We start from the raw sequence: 22,917 nt of genomic DNA, 5'->3' as shown, positions 1-22,917 counted from the left end.
CCAGCGCTTTTTTGCATTCAGCCAGCTTCGGCTGGCCAAGTTTCAACTTAAAACTGCTCCTCCGACAGCGCCATCACGCCGGCGCTGCCATCGATGATGGTGGCGCGCAGTCCTGGCGCTTGCGACAGGATGTGGTCGGCAAAGAAGCGCGCCGTGGCGATTTTTGCCTTGTAGAACGCCGCGTCGCCGCTGCCCTCTCCCAGCCTTTGCTGCGCCACCACGGCCGCGCGCGCCATTTGCCAGCCGCCCAGCACGATGCCGGCCAGCTTCAGATACGGCACGCTGCCCGCGAACACGGCCTTGATGTCCGTCTTCATGTTCGCCACCACATACTCAACTACCGCCTCGAGCGCGGCGCTGCCTTCGGCCAGGTGGCGCTGCATGGCCTGGAAGTCGGCGCCAGTCAGTTCGCCCAGCTGGGCTTCCGTGGCGCGCACCTGGGCGATGATGGCTTTCGCCACGGCACCGCCGTCGCGCACCGTCTTGCGGCCCACGAGGTCGTTGGCCTGGATGGCCGTCGTGCCTTCGTAGATGGTCAAGATTTTGGCGTCGCGGTAATGCTGGGCGGCGCCCGTTTCTTCAATAAAACCCATGCCGCCATGCACTTGCACGCCGTCGCGCGTGACGTCCTGCGACATTTCCGTGGCCCAGCCCTTGATCACGGGCACCAGGTATTCATAGGTCGCCAGGCTTTCCGCGCGCACGTCCGCGTCCGGATGGTGGTGCGCCACGTCGCTGATGGCCGCCCCCACGTAGGCCAGCGCGCGCGCCGCCTCCGTTTGCGAGCGCATGGACATCAGCATGCGGCGCACGTCCGGGTGATGGATGATGGACACCGGACCGGGCGAGCCAGCCAGGTCGCGCGACTGCACGCGGTCCTTGGCGAACGCCACGGCCTGCTGGTAGGCGCGCTCGGCCAGGCCGATGCCTTGCAGGCCCACGCCGAAGCGGGCCGCGTTCATCATGATGAACATGTATTCGAGACCGCGGTTTTCCTCGCCCACCAGGGTGCCGATGGCGCCGCCGTGGTCGCCGAATTGCAGCACGGCCGTCGGGCTGGCCTTGATGCCCAGCTTGTGTTCGATCGACACGCAATGGGCGTCGTTGCGCGCGCCCAGGCTGCCGTCCGCGTTGACGAGGAACTTCGGCACGATGAACAGCGAAATGCCTTTCACGCCGGCGGGCGCGTCCGGCGTGCGGGCCAGCACCAGGTGGACGATGTTTTCCGCCATGTCGTGTTCGCCGTACGTGATGAAAATCTTCGTGCCGAATACTTTATAGGTGCCATCTTCCTGCGGCACGGCGCGCGTGCGCACGGCGGCCAGGTCGGAACCGGCCTGCGGCTCCGTCAGATTCATGGTGCCCGTCCATTTGCCGGATACCAGGTTTTCCAGGTAGACAGCCTTCTGCTCGTCGCTGCCAGCCGTCAGCAGCGCTTCGATGGCGCCGTCCGACAGCAGGGCCACGAGGGCGAACGAGATGCTGGCCGAGTTGAGCATTTCGATGCAGGGCGTGGCCAAGAGCTTGGGCAAGCCTTGGCCGCCAAATTCCGTCGGATGCTGCACGCCTTGCCAGCCCGCTTCGCCATAGGCCTTGAATGCTTTCTTGAAGCCTTTCGAGGTGGTCACTTGCCCGTCGTGCCAGAAGCTCGGCTCCTTGTCGCTGGGGCCGTTCAAGGGGGCCACCACGCCGCCGCAGAACTTGGCGTTCTCTTCCAGCACGGCTTCGGCCGTGTCGGGCGTCGCGTCTTCGCAGCCAGGTAGCGTGTGGATTTCGGCCAGGCCGGCCAGTTCGTTCATCACGAACAACATGTCTTTCAGCGGGGCTTGATAGCTCATCTTCTTTTCTCCAAGAAAAAAGCCACGCGCGGCTCGCCGTGTGGGGCGGGCCGGCGTGGCTTTGTCAATAACAAAACCGGAAGGGGTGTGACTTAACCCAGTTCTTTGACCAGTTGCGGCACGATCTCGAACAGATCGCCCACGATGCCGTAGTCGGCCACGGCAAAGATCGGCGCTTCCGGATCCTTGTTGATGGCGACGATGGTTTTCGAGTCTTTCATGCCGGCCAGATGCTGGATCGCGCCCGAGATGCCGACGGCGATGTACAGCGATGGCGCGACGATCTTGCCCGTCTGGCCCACTTGCCAGTCGTTCGGCACGAAGCCGGCGTCGACGGCGGCGCGCGACGCACCCATGGCGGCGCCCAGCTTGTCGGCCAGCGGTTCCAGGATGTGGAAGTTCTCGGCCGAACCCATGCCACGGCCGCCCGACACGATGATTTTCGCGGCGGTCAGTTCAGGACGGTCGGACTTGGCCAGTTCGCGGCCCACGAAGGCCGATTTGCCATTGTCGGCAACGGCGGCGACGGTTTCCGTGGCAGCCGAACCGCCGGTGGCGGCAGCGGCGTCGAAACCGGTGGTGCGCACGGTGATGACCTTGACCTTGTCGCCAGATTGCACGGTGGCAATCGCGTTACCGGCGTAGATCGGGCGCTCGAAGGTGTCAGGGGAATCGACCTTGGTGATTTCCGAGATTTGCGCCACGTCCAGCTTGGCAGCCACGCGTGGCAGGATATTCTTGCCGTAGGCGGTGGCTGGCGCCAGGATGTGGCTGTAGTTGCCGGCGATGGCCAGCACTTGCTCGGCCACGTTTTCGGCCAGGCCGTCGGCAAAATATGGCGCGTCGGCCACGATGACTTTCGTCACGCCGGCGATTTGCGCGGCGGCAGCAGCGGCGGCCGATGCGTTCGAACCTGCGACCAGTACGTGCACGTCGCCGCCGCACTGGGCAGCCGCGGTCACGGTGTGGTGGGTGCTGCCCTTTAAGGTAGCGTTGTCGTGTTCAGCAATAACTAATGCGACCATGATGTGTCCTGTAATTGTTCTGGATAAACGGCGAGGCCGCGCTTAGATGACTTTGGCTTCGGTACGCAGCTTGGCGACCAGCGTAGCGACGTCCGGGACCTTGATGCCGGCCGAGCGCTTGGCTGGCTCGACGACTTTCAGGGTCTTCAGGCGTGGCGCAACATCGACGCCCAGGTCTTCCGGCTTGACGGTCTCGAGCGGCTTTTTCTTCGCCTTCATGATATTCGGCAAGGTCACATAGCGTGGCTCGTTCAAGCGCAGGTCGGTGGTGATGATTGCTGGCAAGGTCAATGCCAGGGTTTCCAGGCCGCCGTCGACTTCGCGGGTAACGGTGGCTTTACCGTCTTCCAGCACGACTTTCGAAGCGAACGTGGCTTGCGGCCAACCCAGCAGGGCAGCGAGCATCTGGCCGGTCTGGTTGCTGTCGTCATCGATGGCTTGCTTGCCCAGGATGATCAGTTGCGGCTGCTCTTTCTCGGCCAGGGCTTTCACCAGCTTGGCCACGGCCAGCGGTTCCAGTTCGGTCGTCGTTTCCACCAGGATGCCGCGGTCGGCGCCGATGGCCATGGCCGTGCGCAGGGTTTCCTGGCACTGCGTCACGCCGCAGGAGATGGCGACCACTTCAGTGACCTTGCCAGCTTCTTTCAGGCGCATCGCTTCTTCCAGCGCGATCTCATCGAAAGGGTTCATCGACATTTTGACGTTGGCGGTATCGACGCCAGTGCCGTCACTCTTGACGCGGACTTTGACGTTATAGTCGACCACGCGTTTGACGGGTACCAAGACTTTCATAGCTATGCCTTTGGGAAATTATAAAAATGACGGATCAAGTGCTGATTGTGCGTTCGATTATAAGAGAAATTTGAATCTTGAACCGAATTTAAGCACGATCGTGCGATTTTTTGTTAGAGCAATCCATCTAAACTGTCCAGCTTCGGGGATTTCAGGGGTGTCCGCCGCTACGCTGCAGGGCAGCAAAAGGGCTGGCTCGGGAAGGAAAACCAGGCCGCGCCACGGCGGCCCCGGCTGGCAGAATTATTTGCGTTGCATCAGAAAGACGAATTCGGTACCCGTCTGCACATGCGACAGCAGGGCATTGCCCGTTTGCTTGGCGAAGGCCTGGAAGTCGCGCACGGAACCGGGATCGGTTGCCATGATGCGCAGCACTTCCCCGCTCTGCAGCTCTGACAAAGCCTTTTTCGCCTTCAGAATCGGCAAGGGGCAATTCAAGCCCCGCGCGTCGAGTTCTTTGTGAAATTCCATAATCTCGGTATCAAGTAGTGTGTCGCTCATCATCAATATCCCACCATTGTTTTGTTGTACTGATTTTCGACATACTACTCTAAATCAGGGGCATTGACGCGCTGCACCAAAATAGTTCATCGGCTGTTGTGGTGTCACAACGAGATTCCACACGGCAAAACGGCCCGCAAACACCGTCTGCGGGCCGTTTTCAAGGGGCTGTGGGGCGAAAACCCCGCATGCCCTCTAGCTTACGCCTTATTTCGCGCGCTCGCCGACCCAGGCCGGCACGCCAGCCAGGGCGTTCGCCAGACCGCTAGCATCGGTACCGCCAGCCTGCGCCATATCGGGGCGTCCGCCGCCTTTTCCGCCCACTTGCTGTGCAACGAAGTTCACCAGCTCGCCCGCTTTGACCTTGGAAGTCGCGTCCGCCGTCACGCCGGCGATCAGGCTGACCTTGCCGTCCGCCACGCTGGCCAGCACGATGGCGGCCGTTTTCAGCTTGTCCTTCAGCTTGTCCATGGTTTCGCGCAAACGGGCCACGTCGGCGCCGTCCAGCACGGCCGCGAGCACCTTGATGCCATTGACGTCGATAGCTTGCGTGACCAGTTCATCGCCCTGGCCCGAGGCCAGTTTCGATTTCAGCGCGGCCAGTTCCTTCTCCAGCGCCTTCACATGGTCCTGCACCTGGCCGATGCGGGCAGTCAGTTCTTCCGGCTGCGCCTTCAGGGCGTTGGCCGCTTCGACCAGACGGCGGTTGATGGTTTGCACCAGCGCCAGCGCACCCTCGCCCGTCACGGCTTCGACGCGGCGGATGCCAGCGGCCACGCCGCTTTCGCCGATGATCTTGAACAGGCCGATGTCGCCCGTGCGCTGCACGTGGACGCCGCCGCACAGCTCTTTCGAGCTGCCGATGTCGAGCACGCGCACTTCGTCGCCGTATTTCTCGCCGAACAGGGCCATCGCGCCATGCTTGACGGCATCGTCAAACGACATCAGATGGGCTTGCGTGGCGCGGTTTTCCAGGATCTCTTTATTGACGATGGTTTCCACGGCGGCGATCTGCTCGGCCGTCATCGGCGCATTGTGGCTGAAGTCGAAACGGGTTTTGTCCGGGTCGACCAGCGAACCTTTTTGCGCCACGTGGCTGCCCAGCACTTCGCGCAAGGCCTTGTGCATCAAGTGTGTGGCCGAGTGGTTGCGGATCGTGCGCGCGCGCTTGGCCGTATCGACCTGCGCCGAGACGGCGTCGCCCACCTTCAACACGCCCGACTCGAGCACGCCATGGTGGCCAAACACGTCAGCCTGGATTTTCAGGGTGTCGCTGACGGCAAAGCTGCCGGCGCCCGAGGCGATCACGCCCTGGTCGCCCACCTGGCCGCCCGATTCCGCATAGAACGGCGTCGTGTCGAGCACGACGATGCCATCCTGGCCCGCCTTCAGTTCGGTGACCTGCGTGCCGGCCGCGTACAGCGCCACGACCTTGCCGCTGAACGTCAATTGATCATAGCCGACGAAGGTGTTTTTCTCGCCCGTGTACTCGACCTTGCTGTCCTTGTGCGTCTTGCCGCCCTTGCGCGACAGTTCCTGGCTTTCCTTCAGTGCCGCATCGTAGCCCACCTGGTCGAACGTGATATTGCGTTCGCGGCAAATGTCGGCCGTCAGGTCCGGCGGGAAGCCGTAGGTTTCGTACAAAGTAAAGGCGGTGGCGCCGTCGATGCCCGTGGCATCCTTGGCCAGCTGCGCTTCCAGCACTTTCATGCCCGTTTCCAGGGTTTCGCCGAAACGCTCTTCTTCGGCTTTGAGCATGTTGGCGACGTTGTCTTTCGCTTCTTCCAGCTCAGGATAGGCGCCGCCCATCTCGATGGCGAGGTCAGCCACCAGCTTGTAGAAGAACGGCTTCGTCTGGCCCAGCTTGTGGCCATGGCGCAAGGCGCGGCGGATGATGCGGCGCAAAACGTACGCGCGGCCTTCGCTGCCCGGAATGATGCCGTCGACGATCATGAAGGCGGCGGCGCGGATGTGGTCGGCGATCACGCGCAGCGACTTGTTTTCCAGGTCCGTGGCGCCCGTTTCGCGCGCGGCGGCGCGGATCAAATGCTGGAACAGGTCGATTTCATAGTTCGAATGCACGTGCTGCAGCACGGCGGCCAGGCGCTCCATGCCCATGCCCGTGTCGACGCATGGCTTCGGCAACTTGTGCATGACGCCCGCTTCGTCGCGGTTGAACTGCATGAACACCAGGTTCCAGATTTCAATAAAACGGTCGCCATCTTCGTCAGGCGAACCCGGCGGGCCGCCAGGAATGTCGGCGCCGTGGTCGTAGAAGATTTCCGTGCACGGACCGCATGGGCCCGTGTCCGCCATCTGCCAGAAATTGTCCGAAGCGTAGCGCGAGCCCTTGTTGTCGCCGATGCGGATGATGCGCTCGACGGGCACGCCAATTTCCTTGGCCCAGATATCGTACGCTTCGTCATCTTCGATGTAGACGGTGACGGTCAATTTGTCAGCCGGCAAGCCGTACACCTTGGTCAGCAGTTCCCACGCGTATTGAATCGCGTCGCGCTTGAAATAGTCGCCAAAGCTGAAGTTGCCCAGCATTTCAAAGAAAGTATGGTGGCGCGCCGTGTAGCCGACGTTTTCCAGATCGTTGTGCTTGCCGCCGGCGCGCACGCAGCGCTGCACCGAGGTGGCGCGCGTGTACGGACGGCTGTCCGTACCCGTAAACACGTCCTTGAATTGCACCATGCCGCTGTTCGTCAACAGCAAGGTCGGATCGTTGCCTGGCACCAGGGAGCTGGAACGGACGATGGAATGGCCCTTGGACTCGAAAAATTTGAGGAACTTGTCGCGGATTTCAGTTGATTTCATGTTTTTTTGGCAAAGAGTGGCGGCAGCTTTAAAGGGAAGATTATACGTGATCTAGGTACGGGAATTGGCGCCGGGCAGGCAGCATTGTTGCAAGCCTGCCCATGGATGCCGCCCTGCCCGCTCAGGCCGGGTCGTGGTGGCTGGCGCAGGCGTGCGGGGCTGTGCCAGCCACACTGGCGCCGGCCGCCGCATTGCAGTCGGCGCAGCGGCCGTACAGGGTCAGCTCGTGGCGCTCGACAACAAAGCCTTGCGGCGCCATGCGCTTCAAGTCGCCCGGGCAATCGTGCACGTCGAACACGCGCTGGCACGTGGTGCACTGGAAATGGTGGTGGTGGTGATTGGCGACAGCGTTCGACTCGTAGCGCGGGTTTTCGCCCGGCAAGGTCACCACGTGCACTTTTTCTTCCAGCACCAGGGACTTCAAGTTGCGGTAAACGGTGGCGATGCCCAGCTGCGTCACTTGCAAGCTGGCCTGTTCGAGGATTTCCTGCGCCGACAGGGGGCGCTGGGCCGACTCGATGGCGGCTTGAATAGCGGTTTTTTGACGTGTTGTGCGTTCCATAGCCGACAGAATACACCATCCGCCTCTATCTACCGCCCGGAAAAACTGTCACACAGTAATGATAATGGGTTATCATTATCAACTTAGGGCAGGCTATTTCCTTTTCACGCGCTGCCCCAACCCTGCCAACACGATAGCCGATAAGGAAATCTTGCCCATGTCCGTACGTCCTCACCAACCCACTCCCCTCGCGCTGGCCATCATGCTGGCCTTTGCCGCTCCTGCCAGCGCACTGGCGCAGCAGGCGACAACCTTGCCTGCCGTCACCGTCTCGGCCAGCGCGCTGGCCCTGGGCAGCGACGACATGAGCACGCCCGTCACCGTGCTCGAAGGCGAGGCACTGGTGCTGGCAAGGGCAGCGACCCTCGGTGAAACGCTGGCCGGCCAGCCCGGCATCACGTCCAGCCATTTCGGCGCCGGCGCCAGCCGTCCCATCATCCGCGGCATGGATGGCCCGCGCGTGAAAGTGCTGTCCGACGGCGCCGAAGTGCAGGATGCATCGACCATCAGCCCCGACCATGCTGTCGCGGCCGAACCGATGCTGTCGGAACAGATTGAAGTCTTGCGCGGCCCGTCCGCGCTGGCGTATGGCGGCGGCGCCGTCGGTGGCGTGGTCAATGTGATCGACAAGAAAATCCCCACGCGCGTGCCGGCAAAGGGCTTGGAAGGCAGCGCGGAAGTGCGCGCCAACTCCGCCGCGCGCGAAAAGGCGGGCGCCTTTGAAGTGACTGGCGGCTCCGGCAACATCGCCTTCCACGCGGAAGGCGTCAAGCGCGACGCGAAAGAATACAAGGTCGGCAGCGGCTGGGAAGGTGGCTCGAAAGTAAGCGGCAGCTACAACAAGACGGACACGGGCAGCGTGGGCGTGTCGTGGGTAGGTCAGCGCGGCTTCCTGGGCCTGGCCTTCACCAGCCAGCACGCGGAGTATGGCTTACCTGGCCACAACCACGAATTCGAAAGCTGCCACCCGCACGGCACGCACCTGCATTGCGGCGGCCACGAGGGCCACGGCCATGGCGACGAAGAAGAACATGAGCACGAGCATGAACACGAAAGCGTGCCCTACGTGAAACTGAAGAGCGAACGCTGGGATGTGCGCGGCGAATTGCGCGACCCCGTGCCCGGCTTCGCCAAGCTGCGCCTGCGCGCCGCATTCACCGATTACAAGCACGATGAAATCGAAGGCACGGAAATCGCCACCACGTTCAAAAACAAGGGCCACGATGCACGCCTGGAAATGGAACACCATCCCGTCTTCGGCTGGCGCGGCGTAGTTGGCCTGCAAACGTCGAAGCGCGATTTCTCGGCCCTGGGCGAGGAAGCGTACGTGGCGCCGACGGTCACGAAGAAACACGCGGCCTTCCTGGTGGAAGAATACAAGCTCGACCAATGGCGCTTCGAAGCGGGCTTGCGCCACGAATGGCAAGACATCACGGTCGACAGCGCCACCTTGCAAGACCGCAGCGCCAAGGGCACCTCGATCTCCCTGGGCGCCGTGTGGAAATTTGCGCCGCAATATTCGCTCGGATCGACCATTTCCCGCACCCACCGCCTGCCCAGCGCCGAAGAACTGTATGCGCACGGCGTGCACATGGCCACGGCCACGTATGAGCTGGGCAATGAAAACCTGGGCAAGGAAACGTCGAACAATATCGACTTGACCTTGCGCAAATATGCGGGCGCCACGACCTTCTCGGCCAGCGCCTACCGCAACAAGGTCGACAACTACATCTTCGGTTCCACCCTGGACAACCACGAAGGCTTCCAGTTGATCCAGTACGCCCAGCGCGACGCTACGTTCACGGGTGTCGAAGGCCATATCCGCCAGCAACTGAACCCCATGTTCGGCGCCAGCGTATTCGGCGACTACGTGCGGGCCAAGCTGGCCGACGGCGGTGGCAACTTGCCGCGCATACCGGCCCAGCGCCTGGGCGTGAAATTCGACGCCAACTGGCAGGCGTGGAGCGGCGTGGCCGAGCTCTACCGAGTGGGCAAGCAGGATAAAGTGGCAGCGTTCGAAACGGCAACGCCTGGCTACAACATGCTCAACCTCTCCGCCAACTACGACACGCGCATCGGCACGACGCCAGCCCAGTTCTACATCAAGGCGAACAACCTGACGAATGAGCTGGCGTACAGCCACACCTCGTTCATCAAAAATGCGGCGCCGTTGATGGGACGTAACTTGACGGTCGGAATGCGTGTAACGTTCTAGGCTGTTTGAAACGTAGGTCGGCTTAGCGCGCAAGCGCGTAAGCCGACAACACCAGCGGCGCCAACAATGTTGTCGGATTACGGCGCTGCGCGCCTAATCCGACCTACGCCATGGATGGAATAATATCTATCCTGTCCGTACAAAACCCGTCCACGCCCCAGGCCAGCAGCTCGCTGGCCCGTTCGGGCGTGTTGACGGTGTAGCAGAACAGTCCGTATCCCGCCTCCTTTACCTCTCGCGCCAGTTCCGGTGTCAGCTGTTGATGGTCGCAATGGATGGCCACCACGTCCAGCTCCTTCGCCTTTTTTACCCAATCATCCGGTATCTGTTCGACCAGCCAGCCGCGCGCCAGTTCCGGGGCCGCCTCGCGCGCCGCTTCCAATGCAGCGATGCTGAACGACGATAGCAACGGCAATAACTCTCCTGCAGCAATTTCCTTTGCGAAATAATCGCGCATGGCGCGTGCCACGGTCTTGCCCGTGGACACGTCGAAGCCGGGCGCCGGCTTGATTTCGATATTCATCCAGATGCGTTGCGCCTTGCAATAGTCCACCACGGCCTCGAACGTGGGCACGCCTTCGCCCGCGAATGCGGGGCCGAACCAGGCGCCCGCTTCCATTTCTCCCAACTGCGCGGCCGTGTAGTCATTGACCTGGCCGCTGCCGGCCACGGTGCGGCCCAGCTCGGGGTCGTGCACGACGACGGGCACGCCGTCGGACGCCAGCATGACGTCGAATTCCACGGCGCGGTAACCGTAGGCGAGGCCGCAGCGCAGGGCGGCCAGGGTATTTTCAGGCGCCAGGGTGCCGCCGCCGCGGTGCGCCAGGGTGCGTGGATAGGGCCACATGGGATTTCCTTTATCGCAATTTTATGGATGCAAGACTGTCTTGCCATACTATCCCGTGCCAATGCTGAAAAGTAAAGCGGCCCCGTTTGGCGACGCGCCGCGGTGAATGGCGGCGCGCCAGTCCCGTTTCGTCGCAGCTCTGTTGCGCCCTGGCCTGCGCTGGCACACAATGCCCCATCGCTACCAGCAGACACCACCATGAAAACCGACGCTCCCTCCGCCGATACGCCAATAGCCAAGGCCAGGTCTCCGTACTACCGCATGCTGCACGATGCCCGCTACGCGCTGGCGCTGAACGTGATCTGCGCGCTTGTCATCACGTTCATCCTCAATCCGGGCAGCCATTTTGGCCAAAACCTGATCGCCTCGATGTGCATCGGCACGATCGCCTTCCTGCTGATCGACGGTGTGCGCCTGACGTTATGGGGCGCGGACCAGCGGCCCAGATTCCTGCCCTTCATGCTCATCATCCTGATTTCCGTGCCCGTGGCGCAAATATTGGGCTTGGCCCTGTTCAGCTGGCTGACGGGCGTGGACGTGGGGGGCTTTGAAAACCTGCTGCCCACGCAAATGATGGGCACACTCGTATTCACCCTGCTGGCCACGGGAGGCGCCGTGCTGTTTTTCTCCAGCCGCGAAAAGATTGCCCGCCTGCAAATGGCGGCAGCCGAGGAAAAAGCCCGCGCCGAATCCGTGGCGCGCCAGGCCATGCAGGCCCAGCTGCAGCTGCTGCAGGCGCAGATCGAACCGCACATGCTGTTCAATACCCTGGCCAACCTGCAGGGCCTGATCAGCTTTGATCCGGAGCGCGCCCAGTTGCTGCTCGACCAGCTGATCCAGTATTTGCGCGCCACGCTTTCTTCCTCGCGCGCCGAGTCCACCACCCTGGAGCAGGAATTTTCCCTGATGCAAGCCTACCTGGGCCTGATGTCGATACGCATGGGCGCGCGCCTGCGCTTTGCGCTGGAATTGCCCGATGCCTTGCGCCAAGTCAAGGTGCCGCCCATGCTGCTGCAGCCGCTGGTGGAAAACGCCATCCAGCACGGCCTGGAACCGAAGATCGAAGGCGGCCATATCCACGTGCAGGCCTCCACCGACGGCGGCGTGCTGATTCTTACCGTCAGCGACAATGGCCTGGGCCTCGACCATCCGGGCCAGACCAAGGGCACGCACCTGGGCGTGGCGAATATCCGCGAACGCCTGCGCGGCATGCATGGCGATGCCGCCAGCCTGTCGCTGATCGCCAACCATCCGGCAGGCGCGACGGCCCGCCTGACATTCCCCCTTCCATCCACCATCACGAGTCCCCTCGCATGAGCCAATACACTCCACGCGCGCCACGCGCCCTGATCGCCGAAGACGAACCGATACTCGCCGCCGCCCTCGCGCACGCCTTGCAGCGGCTGTGGCCGGAACTCGACATCGTTGCCACCTGCCCCAATGGCGTGGAAGCCTTGCGGCAAGGCCTGGCGCTGCAACCCGACATCCTCTTTCTCGACATCAAGATGCCAGGCAAGACGGGCCTGGAAGCGGCCGAGGAACTGGCGGAACAGTGGCCCGACGGCGTTGCGTTTCCCCACATCGTGTTTGTGACCGCCTACGACGAATATGCGCTGGCCGCTTTCGAGCACGCGGCCGCCGACTACGTCTTAAAACCCGTCAACGATGCGCGACTGGGCAAGACGGTGGAACGGCTGCAGCAGCGCTTGCGCGACAGCGGCGGTGGCAGCGGCACCGCTGCAACCACTGCAACCACTGCAACCACTGCAACCACTGCAACAGCAGCGCCAGCCGAAACGGTGCCGCCAGCGCCGCAGGCAACCCAGTCCGCCAGCGACGACAACATGGCCCGCCTGCTGAGCCAGCTGCAAGCCATGCTGCCGCCCGCCCCGCGCCTGCAAATGATACGGGCCGCCGTCGGCAACAGCGTGCGCATGATCGCGCTGGCCGACGTCGTGTATTTCGAAGCGCTGGACAAATACATCAACGTCGTGTGCCAGGACAGCGAAGCGCTGATACGCACGAGCCTGAAGGAACTCTTGCCCCAGCTGGACCCGCAACAATTCTGGCAAATCCACCGGGGCACCATCGTCAACGCCAGCGCCATCGCCACGGCCGTGCGCGACGAGGCCGGCAAGCTGTCGCTGACCCTGCGCCAGCACCCGGCGCAACTGCGCGTCAGCCCTTTATATGCGCATTTGTTCCGCCAGATGTAGCTAATGCAGCTGGTTAATGCAGCTGGTGCTTCAGGTCCGACAACTCATCGTGCACCTTGAGCACGGCGCTCTTCATTTCCGGCGTGACGCTGGCCGCCGTGCCGCAGGCCCGCTTGGCGCGGTCGCCCAAGGATTCCATCTGGTCGACGGCTTGCCGGATGCGCGCATCGTCTTGCGTGTCGATGGCTTGCCGCACGGCGCTCTTTTGCTGGTCCAACTGGTTGATGCAATCCTTCAAGTCCATCGGCATGCCCTGCTGCTTGCCGCACAGCTGGGCCGCCTGGCCGATCGCGTGTTCGATGGCGCCAAAGCGCCGTGCCACTTCCTTTACCTGCATCATGATGTGTCCTCCCATGGTATTGGGAGTTGGATCGCCAGGCCGGCGCAGGGTTCCCCGCCAGCGGCCACGGCGTCGAAATTTCCATGCGGCACTTTTTTGTAAGCGCTTGTGACATTCTAGACAATTATCAAATCCTTCAGATACATTGGCGTACCTGAACAACCCTGCCCTCCATGACCTCGCTGCCACCCCTGCCCCGCCGCGCTCCCGGCCTGCTGCTGATCGTCCTGCTGCACGCGGGGCTGGCCTACATCGTCCTGCAGTCGCGTCCCCGCCTTGCCGCCGACGAGCACCTGCCGCAGGGTCTGGCCATCGCCTGGCTGCGCTACACGGCCCCCGCGCCGCCCAGGCCGATAGCCTTGCGCAGCGCAAAACCGGCCGCTGAAAACGTGCCGCGCCGAACCATACCGGCGCCCGTCAGCCGCCCCTTGCCGCCACCTGCCGTCGAGCAGGCGCCGGCGCCGGCAACGCCGGAAGCGATCACGGCGCCGCCAGCGCCCAGCGCGGCCGATATCCTGGCGCAAGCCAAACGCGACGTGGGCAAGATCGACAAGGATTTACGCAAGGAATTTCCCCAGCGGGGAGAACAAAAACTGGAGGACACGGGCTTCAAGCGCATGCAGCAAGGATTTGCCGAAGCCTACGCGGCCGTGCCGCCGAAATGGTATGAGGCGTCAAAAATCGAGGAAGTGGGCGCGAATGAGGCCAAGGGCAGCCGCACCTACAAGATCACCAGCGCGCTGGGCAGCCTGTGCGTGACCACGCGCGCGGGCAAGCAGGGGGAAACGATGATCGGCAACTGCCCCAAATAGCCGCCTCAGCCCACCGCTTCGCGCGCCCCCAGCGGCTGCAGATGGCGCAGGCGCAAGGCGATCAGCACGCCGCCTCCCAGGCACAGGCCCAGCATGATGATCACGCCCGTCCAGCCATCGAAGCCCCACATCATGCCCGAGGCGGAACCGATCAGGCTCGATCCCAGGTAATAGAACAGCAGATAGAAAGCCGAGGCCAGGGCCTGCGGTGCGCGGGCGCGGCGGCTGACCCAGCTGCTGGCGATCGAGTGCGAAGCAAAGAAGCCGAAGGTGGCCAGCGCCATGCCGATGACGATCAGCGGCAGCGAATCGAAGAGGGTCAATAAAATGCCGGACAGCATCACCGACAGCATAATCCACAGCACGCCCCGGCGTCCCAGCCGATCCACCAGCCGGCCCGCCCAGACGGAACTGAAGATACCGATCAGATACAGAAAGGCCAGCAAGCCGACCGTGCTCTGGCGCAAGCCAAAGGGCGCGGCCAGCAGGCGGTAGCCGATGTAGTTATACAGGCTGACGAAACAGCCCATCAGCACGAACGCCAGGCAGAACAGCCACGGCAAGCCCTTATCGGAAAAATGCTGTTTTATCGCGTGCGGCAAGGCATTCCAACCCTTGGTACTGGGCACGAAATTTTTCGATGCGGGCAGGCTGCGCCAGAATTCCATGGCGGCCAGCACGCCGGCCACGCCCAGCACGCCCAGGGCCCAGCGCCACGACAGGAAATCGCTGAGCATGGACGCGATCAGCCGGCCCGACATGCCGCCAAACGCGCTGCCCGCAATATACAAGCCCATCGACAAGCCCAGGGACGGCCCCTCGATTTCCTCGCCCAGGTACGCCATGGCCACGGCCGGCATGCCGCCCAAGGCGACACCCAGCGCGGCACGGATGGCCAGCAGCTGCGCATAATCCTGCGCGAAGGCGGACAAAATGGTCAAAATCGCGGCGGAAAACATCGACGCCACCATCAAGGGCTTGCGGCCGACACGGTCCGAGACGGCACTGAGCAGTACCAGCGAGATGGCCAGCAAGCCGCTCGACACGGAGAGCGACCAGCTGCTTTGCGCCGGCGTCAGATGAAACTGCTGCGACAGCAGCGGGAACAGTGGCTGGATGCAATACAGCAAGCTGAAGGTGGAAAAGCCGCCGAAGAACAGGGCGCGGTTGCTGCGCTTGAATTCGATGGAACCCTTGGCGATGGCCTTGCGGGGAACGGGAGCAGAAACCGGAATGGCGGATGGGGCAGCGGGGGCAAAGGCAAGCGATGAATCAGACATGGCCGTGTTTCGAAGAAGGAGCGATTCTTCATCTTAGGATTGCCAACTCATATCGTCCAATATATATTCAAGGCCCAGCTCATACTTTAAAACGATTACTGGACGAATATGGAACTGCGCCACCTGCGTTACTTTGTCGCCGTCGCCGAAGAGCTGCACTTCACGCGCGCGGCCGAGCGCCTGCACATCGGCCAGCCGCCGCTGAGCCAGCAGATCCAGGCGCTGGAAGCGGAATTGGGTGCGCAGTTGTTTGAGCGCAACAAGCGCTCCGTGCGGCTGACGGAAGCAGGCCGCCTGTTCCTCGACGATGCGCGGCGCATCCTGGCCCTGTCGGAACAGGCAGCCGTCACGGCGCGCCGGGCCCAGCGGGGCGAAGCGGGCGAATTGCGCATCGGTTTTACGTTTTCCACGCCGTTCACGCCCTACTTTGCCACCGTCATCAACCGCTACCGCCAGCAGTTTCCGCACGTCACCTTGACCCTGCACGAAATGGCGACCCTGCATCAGCTCGAAGCGATCAGCGGCCGCACCATGGACCTGGGGTTCGTGCGCCCGCCCGAAACGACGTATCCATCGGATATCAAGCTGACGCAATTGCGCCAGGATCCGCTGTTCCTCGTCTTGCCCGTCGCCCATGCGCTGGCGGCAAAACAGGCCATTGCCATTGCCGACATGGCGGGCGAAGGCTTTGTCATGTACCCCAAGGATGCGGGCACGGGGATTTATCCGCAGATCTTCCGCTTGTGCAAGGCGGCCGGCTTCGTGCCCCAGGTGGCGCAGGAAGCGGGCGAAGCGTCAACCATCATCGGTCTGGTGGCGGCAGGCTGCGGCATTTCCGTGCTGCCCGCCTCGTTCGACCGCATCCGCATGGATGGCGTGTGCTACCGCCCGATCGCCGACCCGCAGGCGACCACCAGTCTGTTATTGGCACTACGGGAAGAAGAGACGTCGCCGCTGGTGGCGGCATTTGTAAAACTGGCCGAGGAAGCGGCCATGGAAGAGAAAGAATAGGCCGATGAGGTCGGCGTAGGTCGGATTAGGCCGCAGGCCGTAATCCGACAATCGCATGCGTCAAGTCGCAGGTCACGAATAATCCGCATCCAGCTCCGAACCCGCATAATTTTCCAGGTCCTCGAACAGGCTCTTCATGCTGGCCCGCGTGAGGATTTTATGCACGACGGTGCAGCTGCGGCGGTACGACTCTATGCGGTCGAGCAACACGGGATGGTGCTGCACGGGCACCTTGGCCACCAGGGCGGCCCAGCCTTCCTCGAAATCGGGCTTGTTCTTGCGCACGGAACGCACGAAGCGTTCAAACTCCTTCTGGCCCGTGCGCGCGATGATGCGTCCGCCGCCTTCGATGGCAAAGATGATGGCCAGGGCGATGACGCCCTCGGCATTCAAGTCGCTGTCGCTGACGGGACCGTTGTCGTGATGGCGGCGCAGCCAGCCGGCCAGGCGCACGACGGCTTGCACTTCCTTGCGCTGTTGCAACTGCACGGCATACTTTTCATAGCCGGCCCAGTTCTGGTTCGGGTCGGCCTGGCAAATATCGATGAACAGCTCGCGCAGGCGGCGCTGCAGGTAGACGGGGTCCTGGTCGTATTCACCGACGAGGGCGTCTTCGGGCAGCTGCGACAATTCCTTGATCAGGCGAAAGCCTACCTGGAACGCGTGCTCGGCGCCGTGCTCGACGAGGAAGTCGAGGGCCGCCTGGTCGCCTTCATGCGTGACGGCCTGCTCCAGGCCCAAGGACACGCCGCCCACCGTCAGGAACAGCGCTTTCTGGATGCCGTCGGCCGTGCGTTCATTCGTGAACTTCTCGGCCACCATGGCCGTGATGCCCGTCAATTCGTCGGCCAGGTTCAGGGCCGCGTCTTCGCGCGGGTCGCCCGGCAACAGTTTGATGGCGCGCACCAGGCGCGGAAGATTCTCTACAACAATTGCTGGCAGCATTAGACGTTCCCTGCTTTCATTACGAGAAAATACCGGTGCCCAGGCTGCGGCGCGTGCTGGAGCGTGGCGCGCTGCGCGTGCTCGGCACTTGCTTGCGCAAGCGGTACAGCAATTCCTTGGTGCTCCGCTGCAACATGGTCGGCTCTTCGTCCGGGTCGTCCGAGTATTCCGCGTCGGCCAGGTCGGCGCTGTGGCGGAAGTCGGGGAACAGCTCGAACAGCGAGCGGTCCCAGCCGTCTTCATTCGCTTGCGCCAGCTCGATGGCCAGCGGCACGACGTCGTTGTCGGACGAGGTCACGCCCGTCACGTACGGTCCCTTGATGACGATTTCGCCCGCCACTTCGAGGATTTCCTTCGGCGCCATCGAGAACAAAATGGCGAACGCCGTGGCGCCCCAGTCGGTGGCCGATGCTTCCAGCAGCAGCTCGCGGCGGCGCTCGGCGTCGTCGGTGGAAAACACCACGCCGTGGATGTGCGCGAACAGCGACTCGGCGATGCGTTCCGGATCATCCTCGATCTGGTCGTCGCTCCAGGTGGCGGCGATGAAGGCCAGGCTGTCGGCCCAGGCCTTCGGCGGCACCAGCAGGGTGGCCAGCGACATCTTGCCGCCATCAAAGCCGGCCAGGTGCAGGGCCGTCACCTGCGGCGGGATGGCGCTCAGCACTTCCACCACGGCCAGATCGCCATACTGGTCGGCCGCATCGGCAAACGCCTGCTCGGCGTGGCCCAGCGAACCGGACAGCACCAATTCCGTGACCTGCTTCGTCAGCGCAGGCAGGTTACTCTTTTGTTCCGTGTTATCGGCCATGGTCATCTCCATCCTGGTCAAACATCTGGGCGAAATCGTCGGTGGCTTCGTCTTCGTCGTGATCGTCGTCGCCGTCGTCATTGGCGGCCAGCTGGTCGAGCGACTGGTCGTCGTCGTCCCACAGGCGCGAGTTCTTGTGCAGGAAAGCCGTGATGATGGCCTGGCGCGCCAGGTCGGGGAAGCTCTCTTCGATGGCGGCGTACATCTTGGCCGCTTCCGGCGCGGCGCACGCGGCCATGGAAAACACGCGGGCCGTATCGCCGAATTCGTAGTCTTCGCTTTCGGCCAGCAAGCCTTTCGGGTCGCTGAAGGTGATGTGGTCGACCAGCGCGAAGGCCAGCATGTTCACGTCTTCGATGCCGCCGCCGCTCGCGTATTCGCCGACCAATGCATCGACCATGCTCTTGTAGTTCTTGCGGTTCGGCGGGTCGCCGAGGATGCCTTCGATCTGGCCTTCCAGCTCGCGCGACTGGTACGCGAATTCAGGGTGTACTCTTCTCATGCTGTGCTTTCCAATGTGATGCGCGGCGCTGATAAAAGCGCCGTTGTTGTTGTTTTTCAAATCATTCGGGCTGGCCGGGCGGCCGCCGGCAGGCTTAGTCTGCCGGCAGTACCGTGCCGTGCAGGCGGAACACGCCGCACCACAGGGCATAGGCTTCCGCTTCCGGGTCGATGATGATGCGGTGGTTCACGCTCTGGTCGTATTCGGCGCGCTTGGCCGGGTCGGCCAGGATTTCATACGCCTTGGTCACGCTCTTGAAGCGCGCCTCGGCGCCGGGAGCCTGGTTGCGGTCGGGGTGGAAGCGCATGGCCAGCGAACGGTAAACCTTCTTGATTTCATCGTCGCTGGCATTGGGCGCGACACCGAGGACGTTATATAAATTTTCCATAAAAGGCTCCGGGGTCACGTTTTTCTACTAATTAAAGGCGAATTATCCTATAGAACGGCGTCGGCGTCGCTTGCATGCTGGGAAATGGGGCCAAATACGTGCTTATAAAGCGCTTGCGGTACGGTAAAATGCTTTTTACTGTCACTCTTCCGCATTGATCAATGAGCAACGATAAACCGAATACCGCCGCGCCAGCGCTGGCGCCCAATTTCTTGCGTAACATCATCGAAGCCGACCTGGCCGCCGGCGCCCACGTGCGTCCCGGCCTGCCCCAGGTGATCACGCGTTTCCCGCCGGAGCCGAACGGCTACCTGCACGTGGGCCACGCCAAGTCGATCTGCGTCAACTTCGGCCTGGCGCGCGATTACGCCGGCCAGTGCAACCTGCGCTTCGACGATACCAATCCGGCGAAGGAAGAGCAGGAATACGTCGACACCATCATGGACAGCGTGAAATGGCTGGGCTTTGACTGGGAGCCAAAGCAGGCCGATGGCCAGAGCCACCTGCATTACGCGAGCGACTATTTCGACCAGCTGTACGCGATGGCCGAGTACCTGATCACGGCCGGCTTCGCCTATGTGGACAGCCAGAGCGCCGAAGACATGGCCGCCAACCGCGGCAATTTCGGCCAGGCCGGCAAGAATTCGCCGTTCCGCGACCGTCCGCGCGACGAATCGCTGGCCCTGTTCCGCGCCATGAAGGCGGGCCAGTTCAAGGATGGCGAACACATCCTGCGCGCGAAGATGAGCGAAGATGCCATGAGTTCGCCGAACATGAACTTGCGCGACCCGGCCATCTACCGCATCCGCCACGCGCATCACCACCGCACGGGCGACGCCTGGTGCATCTATCCGATGTACGACTACACGCACCCGATCTCGGATGCGCTGGAAAACATCACGCATTCGATCTGCACGCTGGAATTCCAGGATCACCGTCCGTTCTATGACTGGCTGCTGGAAACCCTGTCGGCCGGCGGCTTCTTTGCCAAGCCGGTGCCGCACCAGTTCGAATTCTCGCGCCTGAACCTGACCTACATCGTCACCAGCAAGCGCAAGCTGCGCCAGCTGGTGGAAGAAAAAATCGTCGATGGCTGGGACGACCCGCGCATGCCGACCCTGGTGGGCATGCGCCGCCGCGGCTACACGCCGGAAGCGATTCAATTGATGTGCGAACGCACGGGCGTAACCAAGTCCGACGGCTGGATCGACTACAGCGTGCTCGAAGGCTGTTTGCGCGAAGATCTGGACCCGAAAGCGCCGCGCACGGTGGCCGTGCTGCGTCCATTGAAACTGATCATCGACAATTTCCCTGAAAACGAGAGTGTGGAATGCACGGCGCCCGTGCACCCGCACTTCCCCGAGCGCGGCCTGCGCACCTTCCCCATCTCGCGCGAGCTGTGGATCGAGGAAGACGACTTCATGGAAGTGCCAAATAAAGGCTATTTCCGTTTGTATCCGCCGATCGACGACAAGCCGGGCAGCAAGGTTCGCCTGCGCTACGGCTACGTGATCGAGTGCACGGGCTTTGACAAGGATGAAAACGGCAAGGTCATCGCCGTGCATTGCACCTACTTCCCGGACAGCAAGTCGGGCACGGAAGGCAGCGCCAATTACAAGGTCAAGGGCAATATGCACTGGGTCAGCGCGCCGACGGCCATTCCCGCCGAAGTGCGCCTGTACGACCGCCTGTTTACCGACCCGCAGCCGGACGCGGGCGGCAAGGACTTCAAGCTGGCACTGAATCCGCTGGCCAAGGAAGTGGTGCAAGCGTGGCTGGAACCGGGTGCGGAACTGGCCCAGCCGGAACAGCGCTTCCAGTTCGAGCGCCACGGCTACTTTGCGGCCGACCGCGTGGACAGCCAGCCTGGCAAGCCCGTCTTCAACCGCATCGTCACCCTGAAAGACAGCTGGCAGCCCGCCAAGTAAGGTGCGCATGCCCCTCACCCAAAAAAACCGCTGCGGCGGTTTTTTTCGTTTCAACCATATATATCACCTGAGAATATTGCCAGTTGACTATATTCACGATAATTTTGTATATTAGGCAGCTATTGAGCAATTTACAATGTCGATGGCGCTTCTACAACGCAGTCCAGCCTCCGCCGCCCAGGCGGCACCGATTCCTCTTCCTGATGCGGATGGCGATGTCTTCTACTGCCGGCGAACACCCCTTATCTGTTGAAAAAAGACCGCTGTGGCTGCTCGGCTTTGTGATGTCGATGATGGTGGGCCTGTTGTTCTATATGGCAGCCTCGCTGTCGATCGAAAGCGATGCCAGCGAACAGTTCAACAATCTGGCGCGCAATACCCAGAAAAGCATCGAATCACGCACCAAATCGTATGCCAACCTGCTGCGCGGCACCGCCAGCCTGTTCCACGCCAATGCGCACGTGAGCCGCGAGCAATTTCACCGCTACGTGGCAAACCTCGCCCTGCAACAGAACTATCCGGGCGTGATGAATCTCAATTACAGCCAGGAACTCGACGAGACGCAGCGCGCCGCCTTCGAAGCGGCCATGCAACACGACTATCCACCCGGGCGCGACGGCTATCCGGCGTTTGCCATCCATCCGCCAGCCCCACGCGCCCATTATTCCGTGCTCGTCTACGTCGAACCGATCGCCAGCGCCCCGGATAAGTATGGCTATGACATCGCCTCGCGCCCCCTGATCGCCGAAACGCTGGCGCAGTCGCGCGATTCCGGGAACGTCAGCAATTCCGGCATGCCCGTGCCGATGGACGGCCGCCCCCAATTGACGGCCATGGCCATGCGCCTGCCCGTGTACCGCTTCGGCATGCCGGTCGCTACGGTGGAGCAGCGGCGCGCCGCTTACCAGGGTTCCGTCGGCATTGGCTACGATCTGGTGTCGATGATGCGCAGCGCCCTGGCCGACATGCCGGTACGCAACGTCCGCCTGACCGTGTTCGATATCGGCCCGCAGGCGCCGGAACGGCCGGACTTGCCGCTGCAGTTGCCGCACGACATGCGCCCCATATTCGACAGCACGGCGGCGGGCATGCATGCGCCATGGTGGCAGCCCGGCAGCTCGGGCCGCTATCTGAGCAGTACGATGCTGATCGAACACAATGGCCGCGCCTGGCAAGCGCTGTTCAGCGTGCGCAAGAGCGACCTGTATTCACGCTTCGACGCCTTCCTGCCGTGGCTGGCCCTGCTGATCGGCTGTGCCAGCACCATGCTGCTGTATATGCTGTTCCACACGCTGGCGTCGTCGCGCCGGCGCGCCATCCAGATGGCGACGGGCATGACAGAGGAATTGCGCGCCAGCCAGATCCGCCTGCAGCTGTCGCACCAGAAACTGCGCCGGCTGGCGGCCCACGCCGACCAGATCAAGGAAGAAGAGCGCAAGCGCATCGCGCGCGAAATCCACGACGACCTGGGACAGAACCTGCTGGTGCTGCGCATCGACGCCGACATGCTGGCCTCGCGCACGCAGCGCCGCCATCCGCGCCTGAACGCCCGCGCCCGCTCGACCCTGGAACAGATCGACGCCACCATCAAGAGCGTGCGGCAAATCATCAACGACTTGCGCCCTACCGTGCTGGACCTGGGCGTGAATGCGGCCGTCGAGTGGCAGGTGGCGCAATTTCGCCAGCGCACGGGCATCGCTTGCGAAGTGAACGAAAGCCATGATGACATTTGCCTCAGCGATCAATGCGCGACGGCCCTGTTCCGCATCCTGCAAGAGTCGCTCAGCAATATTTCCCAGCATGCGAATGCCAGCCGCGTGCAAGTCACGCTGGAAAAGTGCCGCGATACGGTGTCCATGAGCATCAGCGACAACGGCGTGGGCGCGGCCATCGACGGGCGCAACAAGCTGGGCTCGTTTGGCCTGGTGGGCATCGAGGAACGCATAAAATTGCTGGGCGGCACTTTTTACATCGAAAGCAGCCCCGGCGCCGGCATGAGCGTGCACGTCAGCGTGCCGCTGGGCGCGGACGCCACCGCCTTTCCCTACCAGGAAGAAAGCCGGGCCAGCAGCTGACAGGCGCGCGCC

20 protein-coding genes are annotated in these 22,917 nt (G+C 62.5%); 7 read left to right on the top strand and 13 right to left on the bottom strand.

What is annotated here, in order from left to right:
* Positions 1-47 precede the first annotated feature (47 nt).
* The 6 genes from HWE17_RS15900 to HWE17_RS15875 form a co-directional block, all read right to left on the bottom strand.
* Positions 48-1,838 (bottom strand): acyl-CoA dehydrogenase, encoded by a 1,791-nt coding sequence (locus tag HWE17_RS15900; RefSeq protein WP_176389411.1) that lies wholly within the window; start codon positions 1,836-1,838, stop codon positions 48-50.
* A gap of 92 nt (positions 1,839-1,930) precedes the next feature.
* Positions 1,931-2,863 carry an electron transfer flavoprotein subunit alpha/FixB family protein gene (locus tag HWE17_RS15895; protein ID WP_086145064.1) on the bottom strand — a complete coding sequence of 311 codons (933 nt, stop codon included), beginning with the start codon at positions 2,861-2,863 and terminating at the stop codon, positions 1,931-1,933.
* A gap of 42 nt (positions 2,864-2,905) precedes the next feature.
* Positions 2,906-3,655, bottom strand: coding sequence for an electron transfer flavoprotein subunit beta/FixA family protein (locus HWE17_RS15890; RefSeq protein ID WP_176389410.1), 750 nt, complete (start codon positions 3,653-3,655; stop codon positions 2,906-2,908).
* Positions 3,656-3,898: 243 nt separating this feature from the next.
* Positions 3,899-4,126 (bottom strand): sulfurtransferase TusA family protein, encoded by a 228-nt coding sequence (locus HWE17_RS15885; RefSeq protein ID WP_010395510.1) that lies wholly within the window; start codon positions 4,124-4,126, stop codon positions 3,899-3,901.
* 237 nt (positions 4,127-4,363) lie between these two features.
* Complete coding sequence (gene alaS / locus HWE17_RS15880; protein WP_176389409.1) at positions 4,364-6,976, bottom strand: alanine--tRNA ligase; 2,613 nt, start codon at positions 6,974-6,976, stop codon at positions 4,364-4,366.
* 121 nt (positions 6,977-7,097) lie between these two features.
* Positions 7,098-7,538 carry a Fur family transcriptional regulator gene (locus HWE17_RS15875; protein WP_035825393.1) on the bottom strand — a complete coding sequence of 147 codons (441 nt, stop codon included), beginning with the start codon at positions 7,536-7,538 and terminating at the stop codon, positions 7,098-7,100.
* Between the two features lie 157 nt (positions 7,539-7,695).
* On the opposite strand from HWE17_RS15875, the gene HWE17_RS15870 reads away from it, so the two are divergent.
* A complete protein-coding gene (locus tag HWE17_RS15870; RefSeq protein ID WP_176389408.1) occupies positions 7,696-9,753 on the top strand; it encodes a TonB-dependent receptor in 2,058 nt (685 codons plus the stop codon).
* Positions 9,754-9,856: 103 nt separating this feature from the next.
* On the opposite strand, the gene ugpQ is transcribed toward HWE17_RS15870, so the two are convergent.
* Positions 9,857-10,600, bottom strand: coding sequence for a glycerophosphodiester phosphodiesterase (ugpQ, locus tag HWE17_RS15865; protein WP_176389407.1), 744 nt, complete (start codon positions 10,598-10,600; stop codon positions 9,857-9,859).
* A 198-nt stretch (positions 10,601-10,798) separates the two neighbouring features.
* Between ugpQ and HWE17_RS15860 the strand changes: the two genes are divergently transcribed.
* Positions 10,799-11,917, top strand: coding sequence for a sensor histidine kinase (locus HWE17_RS15860; RefSeq protein ID WP_176389406.1), 1,119 nt, complete (start codon positions 10,799-10,801; stop codon positions 11,915-11,917).
* Entirely contained in the window at positions 11,914-12,816 is a 903-nt protein-coding gene (locus tag HWE17_RS15855; RefSeq protein ID WP_176389405.1) for a LytTR family DNA-binding domain-containing protein, read from the top strand. Before HWE17_RS15860 ends, HWE17_RS15855 begins: the two co-directional genes overlap by 4 nt.
* 13 nt (positions 12,817-12,829) lie before the next feature.
* On the opposite strand, the gene HWE17_RS15850 is transcribed toward HWE17_RS15855, so the two are convergent.
* The gene (locus HWE17_RS15850; RefSeq protein ID WP_099379466.1) at positions 12,830-13,156 is read right to left on the bottom strand and encodes a hypothetical protein; all 327 of its coding nucleotides are present in this window, start codon (positions 13,154-13,156) and stop codon (positions 12,830-12,832) included.
* Between the two features lie 173 nt (positions 13,157-13,329).
* On the opposite strand from HWE17_RS15850, the gene HWE17_RS15845 reads away from it, so the two are divergent.
* Positions 13,330-13,968, top strand: coding sequence for a hypothetical protein (locus HWE17_RS15845; protein ID WP_099400843.1), 639 nt, complete (start codon positions 13,330-13,332; stop codon positions 13,966-13,968).
* Positions 13,969-13,973: 5 nt separating this feature from the next.
* Here HWE17_RS15845 and HWE17_RS15840 read toward each other — a convergent pair whose 3' ends face one another.
* Positions 13,974-15,248 carry an MFS transporter gene (locus tag HWE17_RS15840; RefSeq protein ID WP_176389404.1) on the bottom strand — a complete coding sequence of 425 codons (1,275 nt, stop codon included), beginning with the start codon at positions 15,246-15,248 and terminating at the stop codon, positions 13,974-13,976.
* Positions 15,249-15,356: 108 nt separating this feature from the next.
* On the opposite strand from HWE17_RS15840, the gene HWE17_RS15835 reads away from it, so the two are divergent.
* The gene (locus HWE17_RS15835) at positions 15,357-16,259 is read left to right on the top strand and encodes a LysR family transcriptional regulator (RefSeq protein WP_176389403.1); all 903 of its coding nucleotides are present in this window, start codon (positions 15,357-15,359) and stop codon (positions 16,257-16,259) included.
* 72 nt (positions 16,260-16,331) lie between these two features.
* Here HWE17_RS15835 and HWE17_RS15830 read toward each other — a convergent pair whose 3' ends face one another.
* The 4 genes from HWE17_RS15830 to HWE17_RS15815 form a co-directional block, all read right to left on the bottom strand.
* Entirely contained in the window at positions 16,332-17,204 is an 873-nt protein-coding gene (locus tag HWE17_RS15830; protein ID WP_176389402.1) for a hypothetical protein, read from the bottom strand.
* A gap of 19 nt (positions 17,205-17,223) precedes the next feature.
* On the bottom strand, positions 17,224-18,012 hold the full coding sequence (locus HWE17_RS15825; protein ID WP_035825364.1) for a hypothetical protein: 789 nt from the start codon (positions 18,010-18,012) through the stop codon (positions 17,224-17,226).
* Positions 18,002-18,514, bottom strand: a complete 513-nt coding sequence (locus HWE17_RS15820; protein ID WP_176389401.1) for a hypothetical protein — start codon at positions 18,512-18,514, stop codon at positions 18,002-18,004. The genes HWE17_RS15825 and HWE17_RS15820 overlap by 11 nt, the downstream gene beginning before the upstream one ends.
* A 94-nt stretch (positions 18,515-18,608) precedes the next feature.
* Positions 18,609-18,902, bottom strand: a complete 294-nt coding sequence (locus tag HWE17_RS15815) for a DnaJ domain-containing protein (protein ID WP_010395442.1) — start codon at positions 18,900-18,902, stop codon at positions 18,609-18,611.
* 161 nt (positions 18,903-19,063) lie between these two features.
* On the opposite strand from HWE17_RS15815, the gene HWE17_RS15810 reads away from it, so the two are divergent.
* Complete coding sequence (locus HWE17_RS15810; RefSeq protein ID WP_176389400.1) at positions 19,064-20,830, top strand: glutamine--tRNA ligase/YqeY domain fusion protein; 1,767 nt, start codon at positions 19,064-19,066, stop codon at positions 20,828-20,830.
* A 215-nt stretch (positions 20,831-21,045) separates the two neighbouring features.
* A complete protein-coding gene (locus HWE17_RS15805) occupies positions 21,046-22,905 on the top strand; it encodes a CHASE domain-containing protein (protein ID WP_255206269.1) in 1,860 nt (619 codons plus the stop codon).
* Positions 22,906-22,917 lie beyond the last annotated feature (12 nt).

It is taken from the genome of Janthinobacterium sp. BJB401 (assembly GCF_013372745.1).
Taxonomy (GTDB): domain Bacteria; phylum Pseudomonadota; class Gammaproteobacteria; order Burkholderiales; family Burkholderiaceae_D; genus Janthinobacterium; species Janthinobacterium rivuli.
Note: the sequence above shows the minus strand (reverse complement) of the source record. Positions and strands in the feature narration are given on the sequence as shown.